14 protein-coding genes are annotated in these 13,881 nt (G+C 68.4%); 1 reads left to right on the top strand and 13 read right to left on the bottom strand.

Annotated elements, in window-relative coordinates; genetic code table 11:
• Positions 1–41: 41 nt before the first annotated feature.
• The 12 genes from MUY22_RS15675 to rplJ form a co-directional block, all read right to left on the bottom strand.
• Positions 42–641, bottom strand: coding sequence for a hypothetical protein (locus tag MUY22_RS15675; RefSeq protein WP_247060493.1), 600 nt, complete (start codon positions 639–641; stop codon positions 42–44).
• Positions 642–677: 36 nt separating this feature from the next.
• A complete protein-coding gene (locus tag MUY22_RS15670; RefSeq protein ID WP_247060491.1) occupies positions 678–1,943 on the bottom strand; it encodes an MCE family protein in 1,266 nt (421 codons plus the stop codon).
• A complete protein-coding gene (locus tag MUY22_RS15665; protein ID WP_247060489.1) occupies positions 1,943–3,127 on the bottom strand; it encodes an MCE family protein in 1,185 nt (394 codons plus the stop codon). The genes MUY22_RS15670 and MUY22_RS15665 overlap by 1 nt, the downstream gene beginning before the upstream one ends.
• Positions 3,124–4,308, bottom strand: coding sequence for an MCE family protein (locus tag MUY22_RS15660; RefSeq protein ID WP_247060487.1), 1,185 nt, complete (start codon positions 4,306–4,308; stop codon positions 3,124–3,126). Before MUY22_RS15660 ends, MUY22_RS15665 begins: the two co-directional genes overlap by 4 nt.
• On the bottom strand, positions 4,305–5,291 hold the full coding sequence (locus tag MUY22_RS15655) for an MCE family protein (RefSeq protein ID WP_247060485.1): 987 nt from the start codon (positions 5,289–5,291) through the stop codon (positions 4,305–4,307). The genes MUY22_RS15660 and MUY22_RS15655 overlap by 4 nt, the downstream gene beginning before the upstream one ends.
• A complete protein-coding gene (locus MUY22_RS15650; RefSeq protein ID WP_247060483.1) occupies positions 5,288–6,316 on the bottom strand; it encodes an MCE family protein in 1,029 nt (342 codons plus the stop codon). The genes MUY22_RS15655 and MUY22_RS15650 overlap by 4 nt, the downstream gene beginning before the upstream one ends.
• The gene (locus tag MUY22_RS15645; RefSeq protein WP_247060482.1) at positions 6,313–7,647 is read right to left on the bottom strand and encodes an MCE family protein; all 1,335 of its coding nucleotides are present in this window, start codon (positions 7,645–7,647) and stop codon (positions 6,313–6,315) included. The genes MUY22_RS15650 and MUY22_RS15645 overlap by 4 nt, the downstream gene beginning before the upstream one ends.
• Positions 7,644–8,480 carry an ABC transporter permease gene (locus MUY22_RS15640; RefSeq protein WP_003060266.1) on the bottom strand — a complete coding sequence of 279 codons (837 nt, stop codon included), beginning with the start codon at positions 8,478–8,480 and terminating at the stop codon, positions 7,644–7,646. The genes MUY22_RS15645 and MUY22_RS15640 overlap by 4 nt, the downstream gene beginning before the upstream one ends.
• Before the next feature lie 4 nt (positions 8,481–8,484).
• Positions 8,485–9,279, bottom strand: a complete 795-nt coding sequence (locus MUY22_RS15635; protein ID WP_247060481.1) for an ABC transporter permease — start codon at positions 9,277–9,279, stop codon at positions 8,485–8,487.
• Positions 9,276–10,478: an ABC transporter ATP-binding protein gene (locus tag MUY22_RS15630; RefSeq protein ID WP_247060480.1), complete on the bottom strand. Its 1,203-nt coding sequence runs from the start codon at positions 10,476–10,478 to the stop codon at positions 9,276–9,278. Before MUY22_RS15630 ends, MUY22_RS15635 begins: the two co-directional genes overlap by 4 nt.
• Before the next feature lie 376 nt (positions 10,479–10,854).
• The gene (rplL, locus tag MUY22_RS15625; protein WP_247060479.1) at positions 10,855–11,235 is read right to left on the bottom strand and encodes a 50S ribosomal protein L7/L12; all 381 of its coding nucleotides are present in this window, start codon (positions 11,233–11,235) and stop codon (positions 10,855–10,857) included.
• A 54-nt stretch (positions 11,236–11,289) separates the two neighbouring features.
• The gene (rplJ, locus tag MUY22_RS15620) at positions 11,290–11,844 is read right to left on the bottom strand and encodes a 50S ribosomal protein L10 (RefSeq protein ID WP_247060478.1); all 555 of its coding nucleotides are present in this window, start codon (positions 11,842–11,844) and stop codon (positions 11,290–11,292) included.
• A 304-nt stretch (positions 11,845–12,148) separates the two neighbouring features.
• Between rplJ and MUY22_RS15615 the strand changes: the two genes are divergently transcribed.
• Complete coding sequence (locus tag MUY22_RS15615) at positions 12,149–13,036, top strand: hypothetical protein (protein ID WP_247060477.1); 888 nt, start codon at positions 12,149–12,151, stop codon at positions 13,034–13,036.
• On the opposite strand, the gene MUY22_RS15610 is transcribed toward MUY22_RS15615, so the two are convergent.
• Positions 13,033–13,815 carry an alpha/beta fold hydrolase gene (locus tag MUY22_RS15610; protein ID WP_247060475.1) on the bottom strand — a complete coding sequence of 261 codons (783 nt, stop codon included), beginning with the start codon at positions 13,813–13,815 and terminating at the stop codon, positions 13,033–13,035. The genes MUY22_RS15615 and MUY22_RS15610 overlap by 4 nt on opposite strands.
• Between the last annotated feature and the right edge of the window lie 66 nt (positions 13,816–13,881).

The following is a 13,881-nucleotide window of genomic DNA, read 5'->3' as shown; positions in this document are numbered from 1 at the left end:
GCGGCGGGAGGGGGGCACTACAGCTCCTTCTGGGTGACGCTCTACTGGCCGGCCGCGACGAGGGGGACGCTGTCGATGCCGGACAGCTTCCAGTCGTCGCCCACGCGGGTCATCGACACTTCGAGGCGCAGCGGCTTCGCGCTGCTCTTGTCCCCCTGAGTGACGGTCGTGGCGATCGCGGCGAGGAAGCTGGCCTTGCCTTCGTGGTCGTCGAGCTCCTCGACGGCGATGTCCTGGACGTCGGTGGTGACCTTGGTCTTGGCGTCCGAGAGGGCCTTGCGGAACGTCGGCGCCGACTGGTCGATCTGCTGCGACATCGTGGCGTCCGAGACGGACTTCTGCCGGGCGAAGAAGCCGTCCAGGTCCTGGTAATCGACCTCGGTGTAGGCCTTCAGCGCGTTGGTGCCCGCCTTGACGACGGCTTCGCGCGAGGCGGCCAGCCCGGCGTTGGAGTCGGACGCGGCCGCCCACCACTGGATCCCGAAGAGCGCGGCGGCGATCAGCGCGGCCAGGGCCAGCGCCGCGGCCCCGAGCACCAGGATCCGCGAGGAGGACTCGTTCGGCGACGACGCCGCCGAAGACGCCCCGGCTTCCTCTTCGGGCTCCGCCACCGCGACGGCGGCCCGCTCGTCCGAACTCATAGCACTCCAGGGTAGGTAACGGTCATCAAGTCCGCGTCAGGCGAGCCCGAGCAGCGAACCCAGGCTGTTGAGGCTGACGCCGGGGCTGCCGATGATGCCGGGCACGCCCCGCGTGTTCCGCTCCTCGGCCAGCTCGTCGGCCGGCCGGTTCGCGTTCGCCGCGACGTCGCTGTTGCTCGGCGCCACCGGCACCCCGTTGTACGGGGCGTTCTGCGCGCCGCGCACGTTGATCGGGCTGCCCTTCGGTTCGGCACAGTACGCGTCTTCCTTCGCCGGCTTCGCCGAAAGGTCGGCCCCCGTCCGGTACTGCTGGTACGGGATGTAGCCCTTGGTGCAGGCCGGCGGGTTGAAGAGGTTGAGCACCAGCCCGAGGTGCGCGGTGCCGTCACCCGGCGCCACGCTGCTGGCCGCGCCGGCCAGCGCCGGGTAGGTCACCAGGCCCTGCTCGATGCCGTCGAGCCGGGTCACGGTCAGGTTGGCCGTGGTGAGCAGGTTCGCCGTCAGCGCGCCCAGGCCGGGGCCGGACTCGGCCAGCACCTGGCTGATCTGCGACGCCACCTGCGGCGTGATGCCGATGAGCTTGCGCAGGTCGCCGTCGGAGTTCTTCAGGGTGCCGGTGAGCTCGTTGAGGCTCTTGCTGAACGACGCGAAGTTCTGCGCCTCGTCGTTCTGCGTGTCCAGCACCTGGCCGCCGGCGTCGAGCAGCTGGATCGTCTGCGGCAGGTACTGCTGCGCCGTCGTGGTGAAGCTGCGCGCGGTGTCGAGCAGCTTCTGCAGGTCGCCACCGGTGCCCTGGAAGGCGTCGTAGGACTCGTCGACGACCGTGCGCAGCGAGTCGACCGGGACCGACGCCGCGAGTGAGTCGAGGTCGCCGATCAGCCGGTCGGTGCTGACCGGGGTGGTCGTCTTGCTGGCCGGGATGACCGAGCCGGCCGCGAGGTACGGGCCCTTGTCGCCCTTGGGCCGCAGGTCGACGTACTGCTCACCGACGGCCGAGCGGTTGGCGACGACGGCGTCGAGGTCCGCGGGGACCTGCGGCGCCGACGGGTCGATGTCGAGGTCCGCCTCCAGGCCGGTCTGGGTGAGCCGCAGCTCCCCCACCCGGCCGACGTTGAAGCCGCGGTAGGTGACCTCGGCGTTGGTGAAGATGCCGCCCGACTCGTTGAGCTCGAGCTTCACCGTGTAACCGCTGTTGCCGAACACCGTGCCGAGCCCGGCGAACCGGATCAGCGCGTACACGATGGCGGCGATCGAGATGATCGCGAACGCGACCAGCTGGAACCTCGTCCTGCGCACCAGCATCAGCCGTTACCTCCCGACAGGAGACCGAAGAGCCCGGACAGCCCGGACGACTTCCCGGGTTGGCCCGGCTGACCGCTGTCACCGGGGATCGGCAGCGGCGGCGGCTGGTTGGCGGGCGTGCCCTCGACGCCACCGGTCAGGCCCGGGAGCGGGAGCTGCCCGTTCAGGATGTTCTGCCGGCTGTTGCCCAGGTTGCTGACGATGTTCTGCAGGTTCAGGTCCACCTTGGCGTACAGGTTGAAGTAGTCGCCCTTGACGCCGTTGACGGCCTGGTCGCTGAACGGGAACGTCAGCAGGATCTGCAGCGCCTTCGGCAGGTCGTTGCCCGCCTCGCCGAGCTTCTGCAGCGTCGGCGTCAGCGCCTTCAGGTCGGCGACGAGGTCCTTCTGCGACGCGTTCACCGTCTCGGTGGCCACGCCGGAGAGGTTGTTCAGCGCGTTGAGCATCGTGACGAGCTGGCCGCGCTGCGACTCGAGCACGCCGAGGCCGGGCCCGAGGTTGTCGACCGCGCCGACCAGCTTGTCCTTCTGGTCGTTGAGCGTCGAGGAGAGCCGGTTGAGCCCGTCGAGGGCGCGGGTGATGTTCTTCGACTGGTTGTCCAGGTTGGTGACCAGCAGGTTCGCGTTGTCCAGCAGCGCCTTGATGTCCGGCTCGCGGCCCGACGTCGCGTTGTTGAGCTCCTTGGTGATGGTGTTGAGCTGGTCGACACCACCGCCGTTGAGCAGCAGGGACAGCGCGCCGAGCAGCTCTTCGACCTCGACGCTGCGGTTCGTCCGGGCCAGCGGGATCGTCGCGTTGTCGGCGAGCTTGCCCTGGGCCTGGTCGTCACCGGGCGAGGCCAGCTCGACGTACTTCTCGCCGAGCAGGCTGGACTGCTTCACGTTGGCCAGCGCGTTGGCCGGCAGCTTGACGTCGCCGTTGACCTTGAGCGTCACCAGCGCGTGCCAGCCGTCCTTGGTGAGGCCGACGTTCTCGACCTGCCCGACCGGCACCTCGTTGACCTTCACGCCCGCCTTCGGCGTCAGGTCGAGGACGTCCCGGAACTCGACGTTCACCGTGTACGGGTGGTCGCCGAGGTCGGCGCCGCCGGGCAGCGGCAGGTCGTAGATGCCCCTGAACGAGCAGCCGGTGAGCACCAGCGCGGACGCCGTCACCAGCGTTCCGACGGTCAGCAGCTTCCTCACTGGCCACCTCCGAAGAGCTGCCCGGCGATGGGCAGCGGCAAGGGCGGCAGCTGACCGGACTGCAGGGCCTGCAGGGTCTGCGCCAGGGACGGCAGCGGGATCGCCTTGTCGACCACGCCGGCGATGTTCTCGCAGGCGTTGCCGAGCACGTCCGGGATGCTGCTGGTGCCGACCTGCTTGAGCAGCCGGCAGATCATCACGAGCGGCGGCTGGGTCAGCTCGTTGAGGTTCGGCCGGGCGTCGAGCGTGCCGGCCGCGCCGTTGTAGGTGTTGACCAGGTTGCTCAGGCCGACCGGCGCGACGTCGAGGATCTCGGCGAGCGAGCTGCGCTGGTCGACGAGCACGTTGGTGATGCCGGCCAGCTTGTCCACATTGGACTTGAGCCGGTCGTGGTTCTGGTCGATGAACGCCTGCACCGAGGTGAGCGTGGTGCCCAGCTGCTGCACGGTCGCGGCCAGGTTGTCCTTTTCGGACGCCAGGTAGCCGCTAACGTCGGCGAGCTGGCCCTCGAAGGTGCGGACCTGGCTGTCGGAGTCGGCCAGCGACTGCGAGAACTTGCCGAGGTTCTCGACCGTGGAGAACAGGTCGTCCTTGTTGCCGGCCAGCGTGCCGGCCGCCTGGCCGAGCTTGGTGATCGTGTCGTGCAGGGCCTGGCCGTTGCCGTCGACGTTGGCCGCCGCGGTGTTCAGCAGGTTCGACAGCGACCCCTGCTTGTTGACGCCGTTGGGGCCGAGGGTCTCGCTGACCTTGGCCAGGCTGGCGGCGAGCTGGTCGACCTCGAGGGGCACCTCGGTGCGGTCGAGGCCGATGACGGCGCCGTCGGAGATCCGCGGGCCGCCGGTGTAGGCCGGGGCCAGCTGGACGTAGCGGTCCGACACCAGCGACGGCGCCACGATCAGCGCCTTGGCGTCGGCCGGGACGGCGACCGAGCGGTCGTACTCGAAGTCGACCTTCACCTGGTTGCCCATGGGCTGGATCTTGGTGACCGTGCCCATGTCGACGCCGAGCATCCGCACGCTGTTGCCCTCGTACAGGCCGACGGTGCCGGCGAAGTACGCGGTCAGGTGGTTGCGGCCGGCGTCCTTGAGCGTCCACCAGATCCCGCCGGCGACGACGAGCGCGAGGACGATCGCGATGGTGAAGCCCCGGGTCAGGGACTGGCCGAAGCGGGTGTCACTCATTTCGTGTAGCACCCCTCTTCGTTGAGCGGACCGAACGACGGCAGGACCAGGCCGCAGATGTAGTTGTCGAACCAGCGGCCGTTGCCGATGGTGTTGGTGAAGACGCGGATGAACGGCGCGAACTTCGCGATGCCCTGGCCCAGCGCGTCCTGGTTGCGCTGCAGCATCGACGTCAGCTGGTCGAGCTGGGTGAGCACCGGGTCCAGCTGCTTGCCGTTGTCGTCGATCAAGCCCTGCAGCTGCGTCGCCAGCTCGCGGGAGCCGTTGAGCAGCGACGTGATCGCGTCTTCGCGCTTGGCCAGCTCGCCGAGCAGCGCGTTGCCGTCGGTGAGCAGCTTCTGCACCTCGGCGTCGCGGTCGACGAGCGTCTGCGACACCTCGCGGGTGTTGGCCAGCAGGTTCGACAGCTGGCTGTCGCGCGAGGCGATCGTGTCGGACAGCTTCGACAGCCCCGACAGCGCGCCCTTCACGTCCTGCGGCGTGTTGGCGAAGGTCCCCGAGATGGTGTCGAAGCTCTGCGCCAGCTGCTTGGTGTCGATGTCGTCGACGGTCTGCGAGAGGCCACGGAAGGCGTCGAGGACGTCGTAGGGGGCCATCGTGCGGTCCCGCGGGATGGCCGCGCCCGGGTTCAGCGCGCCCTCGCCCTGCGGGTCCAGCGACAGGTACTTCTGCCCGAGCAGCGTCTTGATCTTGATCGCGGCGCTCGTCCGGTCGCCCAGCCAGGCGTCCTTGACCTTGAACGAGACCTTCACCGACGCGCCGTCGAGCTCGATGTCGCTGATCTTGCCGACCTTGACGCCGGCGATCCGGACGTCGTTGTCGGTCTGCAGCCCGGACGCCTCGCTGAACTCGGCGGTGTAGGTCGTGCCGCCGCCGATCACCGGCAGGTCCTCGGAGTTCAGCGCGGCGATGAACGCCAGCGCGAGGACGGCGATGCCGACCAGCGCGATCGGGACGGGGTTGCGCTTCTGGAAGGACTTCATCCCGTGCACCTCTCCCGGTTGAGGGGCACCAGCGGGATCGCGACGTTGTTGATCAGTGGCGGCAAGCTGACGCTCCCGGAGAACTCGCAGGCGTAGAAGTTGAACCAGGAGCCGTAGTCCGCGGTGCGGGTCAGCGTGCTGACCTTCTCCGGCAGGAACTGGATGAAGTGCTCCAGCTCCGGCTCGTTCTTGTTGAGCTTGCCGGTCAGCGTGCCCAGCGCGCTGATGTCGTTCTTCAGCGGTTCGCGGGCCTCGCCGAGCAGGCCGGACGTCGTCTGGGCCAGGTTGCCGAGGCTCTCGATCGCGTCGCCGATCGGCTTGCGGTCCGCGGCCAGCCCGGACACCAGCTGCTGCAGCTTCACGATCAGGTCGTTGAGCTGCGGGGTGTGCGCGTTGACCGTGTCGAGCACCGAGTTGAGGTTGTCGATGACCTGGCCGATGACCTGGTCCTTGTCGGCGATCGTGGTGGCCAGCGACGCGGTGTGCGACAGCAGGCTCTCCACGGTGCCGCCCTCGCCCTGCAGGACCTGGATGACCTCGTAGGAGAGCTTGTTGACGTCGTCCGGGTTGAGTGCGGTGAACAGCGGCTTGAAGCCGTTGAACAGCTCGGTCAGGTCCAGCGCCGGCTGCGTCCGCTCCAGCGGGATGGTGCCGCCGGGGCCGAGCGTCCTGCCGGAGGTGTCGGCCCCCTCGCCGAGCGAGACGTAGCGCTGGCCGACCAGGTTGCGGAACTTGATCTGCGCGGTCACCCCGGCCGGCAGCTGCCGGCCGGCGTCGACCTCGAACTCGACCTCGGCCTGGCGCTTGTCGACGATCTTGACGTCCTTGACCTGCCCGACCCGGACGCCGGCGATGCGGACGTCGTCGTTGGGCAGCAGGAGCGTCGCGTCGGTGAAGCGCGCCTTGTAGGCGTTGGTGCTGGTCGTGTTGATGTTGGCGATGCTGATCCCGAGGATCGTCGTGAACAGCACGGTGACGACCACGAAGACGCCGAGCTTGATCAGCGGTGCGAGCAGTCCCCTCACTTGACCGTCACCTCCGCGCCCCGGTACAGCGGGCCGACGAGCAGCGCGCTCCAGCTGGGGACGTCCGCGGCGTTCATGCCGAGCTGCGGGCCGAGCAGGTCGGCCAGGAAGCCCTGCTCCGCCGTCGAGTAGGCGAGTTGACCAGCACCGCTGCCGCTCCCATTGCCGCCGGTGGCGTCGGCCTTGAAGTTGGCCGGGTTGAGGCCCTCACCGACGGTCTTCGGCGGGGTCTGGTGGATCGTGCCGTCCTTGAAGGCGCCGTCCGGCGGCTCCGAGGGGAACGGCTTCGGCAGGTTGTCCGCGTCGTAGCACCGCGGGCCGCGCTTGTCGTCGAACCGCGGCTCTTCCTTGCCCGCTTCGTACGGCGCGCGCGGCACGACGACCTCGATCGTCGCGTGCAGGCCGGGCTGGTCGGTGCCCTTGCCCAGCGCCTGGTCGATCAGCGGGACGTTCTTGGCCATCTGGGAGATCACGCAGGGGTACTCCGGCGCGTACTTCGCCAGCAGCTCGGCCGTCGGCCGGGCGGTGGCGGCGAGGGCGATGATGTTGTCCTTGTTGTTCTGCAGGAACGTCTGCAGGTCCACGGAAGCCTGGGTCAGGGTGCCGTAGAGGTTCGACAGGTTCTGCTGCTGGTCGACCACGGTGCGGGTCGTCGTGCTCAGGTTGTCGAGGCTCTGCACCAGGTCGGGCGCCGAGTCCTTGAGGTGGTCGGAGAACTCCGCCAGCGCCTTGAGGTTGTGCTGCAGCTCCGGCTCGTGCGGGTTCAGCTCGCCGATGTAGCTGCCCAGCTGGGAGAGCGTGTCACCGAGCTGGTCGCCGCGGCCGGACAGCGCGGTCGAGATCGCGGTGAGCGTCGCCGACAGCTTCTGCGGCTGGACCGCCTGCAGCACCGGCATCAGGTGCGAGAACGCTTGCTCCAGCTCGACCGCGCTCGACGTCCGGTCCTGCGGGATCACGTCGCCGTTGGCGAGCGTCTTCGCCGACGGCTTGGCGGGGATCTCCAGCGAGACGAAGCGCTCGCCGAAGAGCGTCTTCGGCAGGAACCGCGCCGAGACGTTCTCCGGGATCAGCTTCGCCGACTCCGGGTTCAGCGCGAGCGTCAGCTCCGCGCCGTCGGCGGTGGCCGAGATGTCCTTGACCGAGCCGACGATCAGGCCGCGGACCTTGACGTCGGACTGCTGGATCAGCTGGTTGCCGATCTTGTCGGCCTGCAGCTTCACCGTGACGAACTTGGTGAACGCCTTGTCGTAGAGCGCGATGGAGAGCGCCACACCGCCGACCATCACGGCGACCAGCAGCAGGCCCAGCAGCCTGCGTCGCAACGTGGTCATCCCGCGATCCTTACCGTGACGTCGGTTCCCCAGATGGCGAAGCCGATGAAGAAGTTCATGATCGAGACCGTGACGATCGAGAGCCGGACCGCCTTGCCCACCGCCACGCCGACACCGGCCGGGCCACCGGTCGCCCGGTACCCGAAGTAGCAGTGCGACAGGATGATCAGGACGCTGAAGAGCAGCACCTTGATGAACGAATAGAGCACGTCCTGCGGTGGCAGGAACAGGTCGAAGTAGTGGTCGTAGGTACCGGCCGACTGGTTGTAGATGTAGATCACGACCAGTCTCGACGCGAGGTACGAGCTCAGCAGGCCGATGATGTAGAGCGGGATGACCGCGACGAACCCGGCGATGATCCGGGTCGTCACCAGGTACGGCAGGCTCGGCACGCCCATCACCTCGAGCGCGTCGATCTCCTCGGAGATCCGCATCGCGCCGAGCTGCGCGGTGAACCCGGCGCCGACCGTCGCGCTCAAGGCGAGGCCGGCGACCAGCGGCGCGATCTCGCGGGTGTTGAAGAACGCCGTCAGGAAGCCGGTGAAGGCCGACGTCCCGATCGAGTTCAGCGCCGAGTAGCCCTGGAGGCCGACGAGGACACCGGTGAACAGCGTCAGGCCGACCATCACCCCGACCGTGCCGCCGATGACCGCCAGCGAGCCGGAGCCGAAGCTCACCTCGGCCAGCAGCCGGAGGACTTCCTTGGTGTAGCGGCGCAGGGTCCGCGGCGTCCACAGCAGCGCACGGCCGTAGAACGACATCTGGTCACCCAAGGTGTCCAGCGTCTGGAGCGGTCGGTTGGCGACGCGTTTCGCGCCCTGGAGGAACGTCATGGCGCTAGTCCAGCTTTCCGGGCACGATCTGCAGGTAGATCAGGGTGATCACGAAGTTCACGACGAACAGCATGAGGAACGTGATGACCACCGACTGGTTCACCGCGTCCCCGACGCCCTTGGGGCCGCCGGTGGGGTTGAGACCCCGGTAGGACGCGACGACGGCGGCGATGAACCCGAAGATCAGCGCCTTCAGTTCACCGACCCACAGGTCGGGCAGCTGGGCCAGGGCGGAGAAGCTCGCCAGGTACGCACCCGGCGTCCCGCCCTGCAGCACGACGTTGAAGAAGTAGCCGCCCAGCACGCCGATGACGCTGACCATGCCGTTGAGCAGCAGCGCGACGAGCATCATCGCGAGGGTGCGCGGGACGATCAGCCGCTGCACGGCGGAGACGCCCAGCACCTCCATCGCGGCGATCTCTTCGCGGATGGTCCGGGCGCCGATGTCGGCGCAGACGGCCGAGCCGCCCGCGCCCGCCACCAGCAGCGCGGTGACCAGCGGGCTGGCCTGCTGCACGGTGGCGAGCACGGAGCCCGCGCCGGTGTAGGACTGCGCGCCCAGCTGGCGGGCGAGCGAACCGAACTGCAGCGAGATGACCGCGCCGAAGGGGATGGCCACGAGAGCCGTCGGCAGGATCGTCACGCTCGCGATGAACCAGGCCTGCTGGATGAACTCCCGCAGCTGGAACGGGCGCTGGAAGATGCCACGAACGATGTCGAGGCCGAGGGCGAACAGGTTCCCGGTTTCGCGGAGGATGCCGATCCCGGGGATCTTCGCCTGTGAAGCGGGAGAGCTCACCTGCCACCTGGCCCGTTGTTCGGCGGCGGGGGCATCCGGTGCGAGCCACCGGGTCTCGGCTGCTGGCCGCCGGGAATCCGGGCGACCTGGTCGGCGGGCAGCTGGCCGTGGTGCTGGTTCGGGACGCCGTCACCCTGGCGCGCGCCGGCCGGGACCTGCTGCTGTTGCTGCTGCTGGGCCTGCGCCACCTGCCGCGGGCTGACGCGGTAGTGGCGCTGCTCCTCCGGGCTCAGCGAGGCGATGATGCTCTGCTGCGCGGCGTCCGGCAGCCGGTGCATGATCTCCATGACCCGGTCCTTGCGGCGGACCGCGCCCATCCGCTGCGGCACACCCGGCGTCGTCTGCATCTGCGGCGGCACACCGGTGACGTCCTCGACGCCGCCCGCGTGGTGCCCGGCGTCGAACATCGCCTGCTCGGCGGCCATCTGCGCGGAGTCCTTCTCCTCGGACATGCCGATCGGACCCTGCATCTTGCCGTTGAGGAACTGCTTGACGACCGGCTCCTCGCTGGTCAGCAGCACCTCGCGCGGGCCGAACATGACCAGTTCCTTGCGGAAGAGCATGCCGAGGTTGTCCGGCACGGTCCGGGCCAGGTTGATGTTGTGCGTGACGATCAGGAACGTCGCGTCGATCTGCGCGTTGACGTCGAGGAACAGCTGCGAGATGTAGGTGGTGCGGACCGGGTCGAGGCCGGAGTCCGGCTCGTCGACCAGGATGATCTCGGGGTCCAGCACGAGCGCGCGGGCCAGGCCGGCGCGCTTGCGCATCCCGCCGGAGATCTCGCCCGGCAGCTTCTTGTCGGCGCCGGCGAGCCCGGTCATCTCGAGCTTCTCGCGGACGATCTGCCGGATCTCGGTCTCGGACTTCTTCGTGTGCTCCCGCAGCGGGAACGCGACGTTGTCGTAGAGGTTCATCGAGCCGAACAGCGCGCCGTCCTGGAAGAGGACGCCGAAGAGCTTCCGGATCTCGTAGAGCTTGTGCTCGGAGCAGGTGACGATGTCCACCCCGTTGATCACGCAGCGGCCGCGATCCGGCTTGAGCAGCCCGATCATCGACTTGAGGAACACCGACTTACCGGTTCCCGACGGGCCGAGCATCGCCGACACCTCGCCCGGAGGCAGCGTCAACGTGACGTCCCGCCAGATGGCCTGCTTACCGAAGGACTTCGTCAGACCTTCGATGACCACCTCGGCACCCATCGCACCTCCAGGAGCTGTTCCGCGTCATTGCGCCCGCTGCCACACCCATGCCACCCCACGTCGGCGGCGAGTGTGGGCCTCCGGGCCCCGAGAACCCGCGTCAACCAGGTGCAACGAGCTGAGTGCGAACAGGTTACTCACGAGTTTTCTTTTCTGGCCAGCCCCGGCGGCATCGTCATCCCGCCGTGATCGGCAACTAGCGGCAACTTAGTCGACGGAATGCGTGGTCGCAGGGCAACCGAGCCCCGAACCCACGATTTAGGGACCCCGGGGGCCGACCGGACACCACTCCTAGGGGATCGCACAGCGAAGGGCGGGCACCCGGTGGGTGCCCGCCCCTTCACGAGGTGGTGCGTAGGCGCTTGCGCGCCCGAGATCACTTGATGGAGATCTTGGCGCCCGCAGCCTCGAGCTTCTCCTTGGCGGCCTCGGCGGCCTCCTTGTCGACCTTCTCCAGGAGGGCCTTGGGAGCGGCCTCGACCAGCTCCTTGGCCTCCTTCAGGCCCAGACCCGAGACGACCTCGCGGACGACCTTGATGACCTGGATCTTCTTGTCGCCCGCACCCTCGAGGATGACGTCGAACTCGTCCTGCTCCTCGACCGGGGCGGCAGCGGCGGCGACCGGCGCGGCGGCAGCGGCCGGAGCGGCGGCGGTGACGTCGAAGGTCTCCTCGAACTCCTTCACGAACTCGGACAGCTCGAGGAGGGTGAGCTCCTTGAAGGCGTCGATCAGCTCGGCGGTGCTCAGCTTCGCCATGATGGCTTCCTCTCAGAAAAACGAACTAAAGAAACGTTCGGGATGGGGGGTGGATCAGCTCTCGGCGGGTGCTTCGGCTGCTTCGGTACCGGTGGCGTTGCGCTGCTTCTCCTCCAGCGCGGCAGCCAGGCGGGCGACCTGGGACGCCGGCGCCTGGAACAGCGCGGCGGCCTGGGACAGCTTCGCCTTGAACGCGCCCGCCGCCTTGGCGAGCAGGACCTCACGGCTGTCGAGATCGGCGATCTTGTTGATCTCGTCCACGGACAGCGCTTTGCCGTCCATGTAGCCGCCCTTGATCACAAGCGCGTTGTTGTCCTTCGCGAAGTCGCGAAGCGCCTTGGCGGCGTCGACCGCTTCACCCTCGACGAAGGCGATGGCGGTCGCGCCGACGAACAGGTCTTCGAGCCCCGTGACGCCGGCGTCCTCGGCGGCCCGCTTGACGAGGGTGTTCTTCGCGACCCGGTACTTGGCACTGGTGCCGAGAGCGCGGCGCAGCTGGGACAGCTGGGACACGGAGAGGCCGGTGTACTGGGTAACGACGGTGGCCGAGCTGCTGCGGAAGCTCTCCGCGATCTCGGCGACGGCCGCCACCTTGTCGGGCTTCGCCATGGTCGCCTCCTCTCTTGGCTAGTGTTTCCACTGGCCCGAAGAGCCCCCGAAACGACAAAACGCCCTCGCGCAGCAGGCGCGGGGCGTTGATGGGCACACAAGTGTGTCCGGCCTCGTTCCTCCTGCGCGGGCCGCCCGGCGATGCGGGGCCTTCGTTCCTCGTGTCCGTGGGGGCACTCGGATAACCAGCGGTCTTCGGTAGAACTGTCGGTAACTATACCTGGTGGGTTTGCCGGGCTCGCTCCGACCTGCCTTTAGGGCGGCTGGGGGTTCCTTCGCGTGCTCCGGAGGGCATCATGGTCACGTGGCGGAGCAGCGTGATGACGGAAAGCCGGGCGCGGAAGTCGAACCGGCGGGCTCTCACACGCCCACCTCTCCGCCTCCCCCGCCTTCCCCGCCGCCGGTCGATCCCGCGGAGCTGGAGCAGTTCCGCCAGTTCCAGCAGTTCCAGGACTACCTGAGGTTCACCCAGACCCAGCAGGGCAACCAACCGGCGCCACAACCTGGAGCGGGGCAGGTCCAGGCGCCCCAGGGCTACCCGGCCACGCAGTACGGCGGTCAGCCACCGCTCCCGCCTGGCCCGTCGCACGAACTCGTCCCGGCCGAACGGCGCCGGCGTCCCGCGCCGAAGTGGCTGACGTGGCTGGGCAAGAAGATCATCGCGTGGGTGCTGGCGTTCGTCGTGCTGGTGGTGGCGGGAACGTGGCTGTACAACCACTACTTCCCCAGTGACAAAGGTGAGGACACGCAGACCTTCGTGCAGCACGGAGGGGGCAAGTACCACACCAACCAGAGCCTGCCCACCGACCCGTTCCAAGCGGTACGCGGGATCTACGACGCGATCGGCAAGCCGGATTCACCGGAGAGCAAGGTCGACCACGTCTGCCTCCTGATGAGCAACGAGGCCCAGCTGCAGTTCGGCCGTGACCTCGGTTACCCGGACTGCGCTTCGGCCGTACCGGCCTTGAGCAGCAAGGTCACGGACATGAACTCCTACATCTACGCCGTGCGGCCCATCTCCAGCATGCTGATCCAAAGCCCGATGACCATCCACTCGTGCTGGTACAGCGTGCAGGGCGGACCGCTTCTGGGAAGCTTCACGCTCACCAAGGTGGAGCTGGGACAGTGGCTGATCACCGGTCATTCCAACGACCCGAGTACATGCCCGGCTCCCCCGACGGGGAATCGCTAGCGCGGGTGCGGGGCCGACAGGAACGACACCAGCGCCTCCGAGAACGCCGGGGCCATGACCGCCGTCATGTGGTCGCCCGGGATTCGGACCAACCTCGCTCCGGCGATCGCCGCCGCCAGGCGTTCGGGTTCTGCGGCCAAGACGTCCTGGTCGCCCGCCAGTACCAGTGTCGGGACGCCGATGGCCGACAGGTCCACCACTCCCTCGCGCGACGCCAGTGCCACCGCCGCCAAGGCCTGGCGGTCGCCGCCAACGGCGTCGGCCAAGAGGCGGAAGGGGACTCCGGACGGCGGGACCGTGGTCGGGTCCTCGGCCAGCAGGGCCGAGGCGATGTCGGCCGGCTTGACGACGCGTAGGTCGACCCCGCCGAAGTCGACGATGCCTGAGCCCACTCCGCCTGTTGCGAGGCGGCGGATGCGCTTGTCCGCCGCCGTGACCGCCAGGGCGATGATCGCGCCCATCGAGTAGCCGACCATCGAGACTTCGTCCAGGGCCAGCTCGTCCAGCAACGCCGAGACGTCGCGGGCCATCGTCGTCTCGGTGTAGCGGGACTCGTCGTGCGGTTTCTCGGAACGGCCGTGGCCGCGGGCGTCCAGGGAGATGACCGTGAGGCCGGCCTTGCGCAGGGCGGCGACGACGCCGGTGGCGATCCAGTTCGCGTTCGTGTCGGCGGCGAAACCGTGCTGCAGCAGCACCGGGCGGGCGGCTTGGGCGGCACCGTCGCCCTCCCACACGGTGTAGTTCAGCTGGAGCCCGTCGAACGACGCGAAAGTCGGCATGACGTCCATGAGACACGAAGAAAGGGCGCCCCCGCAGCAAGCGGGAGCGCCCTTTCCGGTGATGTC

It is taken from the genome of Amycolatopsis sp. WQ 127309, from assembly GCF_023023025.1.
GTDB lineage: Bacteria > Actinomycetota > Actinomycetes > Mycobacteriales > Pseudonocardiaceae > Amycolatopsis.
This window is presented reverse-complemented; position numbering and strand designations above follow the sequence as displayed.

What these genes read in the sequence shown, in the direction of transcription:
- rplJ (WP_247060478.1), bottom strand. Translation starts at nt 11,844, where the DNA reads ATGGCGAAGCCCGACAAGGTGGCGGCCGTCGCCGAGATCGCGGAGAGC.
- MUY22_RS15640 (WP_003060266.1), bottom strand. Translation starts at nt 8,480, where the DNA reads ATGACGTTCCTCCAGGGCGCGAAACGCGTCGCCAACCGACCGCTCCAG.
- MUY22_RS15655 (WP_247060485.1), bottom strand. Translation starts at nt 5,291, where the DNA reads ATGAAGTCCTTCCAGAAGCGCAACCCCGTCCCGATCGCGCTGGTCGGC.
- MUY22_RS15645 (WP_247060482.1), bottom strand. Translation starts at nt 7,647, where the DNA reads ATGACCACGTTGCGACGCAGGCTGCTGGGCCTGCTGCTGGTCGCCGTG.
- MUY22_RS15660 (WP_247060487.1), bottom strand. Translation starts at nt 4,308, where the DNA reads ATGAGTGACACCCGCTTCGGCCAGTCCCTGACCCGGGGCTTCACCATC.
- MUY22_RS15670 (WP_247060491.1), bottom strand. Translation starts at nt 1,943, where the DNA reads ATGCTGGTGCGCAGGACGAGGTTCCAGCTGGTCGCGTTCGCGATCATC.
- MUY22_RS15630 (WP_247060480.1), bottom strand. Translation starts at nt 10,478, where the DNA reads ATGGGTGCCGAGGTGGTCATCGAAGGTCTGACGAAGTCCTTCGGTAAG.
- MUY22_RS15610 (WP_247060475.1), bottom strand. Translation starts at nt 13,815, where the DNA reads ATGCCGACTTTCGCGTCGTTCGACGGGCTCCAGCTGAACTACACCGTG.
- MUY22_RS15675 (WP_247060493.1), bottom strand. Translation starts at nt 641, where the DNA reads ATGAGTTCGGACGAGCGGGCCGCCGTCGCGGTGGCGGAGCCCGAAGAG.
- rplL (WP_247060479.1), bottom strand. Translation starts at nt 11,235, where the DNA reads ATGGCGAAGCTGAGCACCGCCGAGCTGATCGACGCCTTCAAGGAGCTC.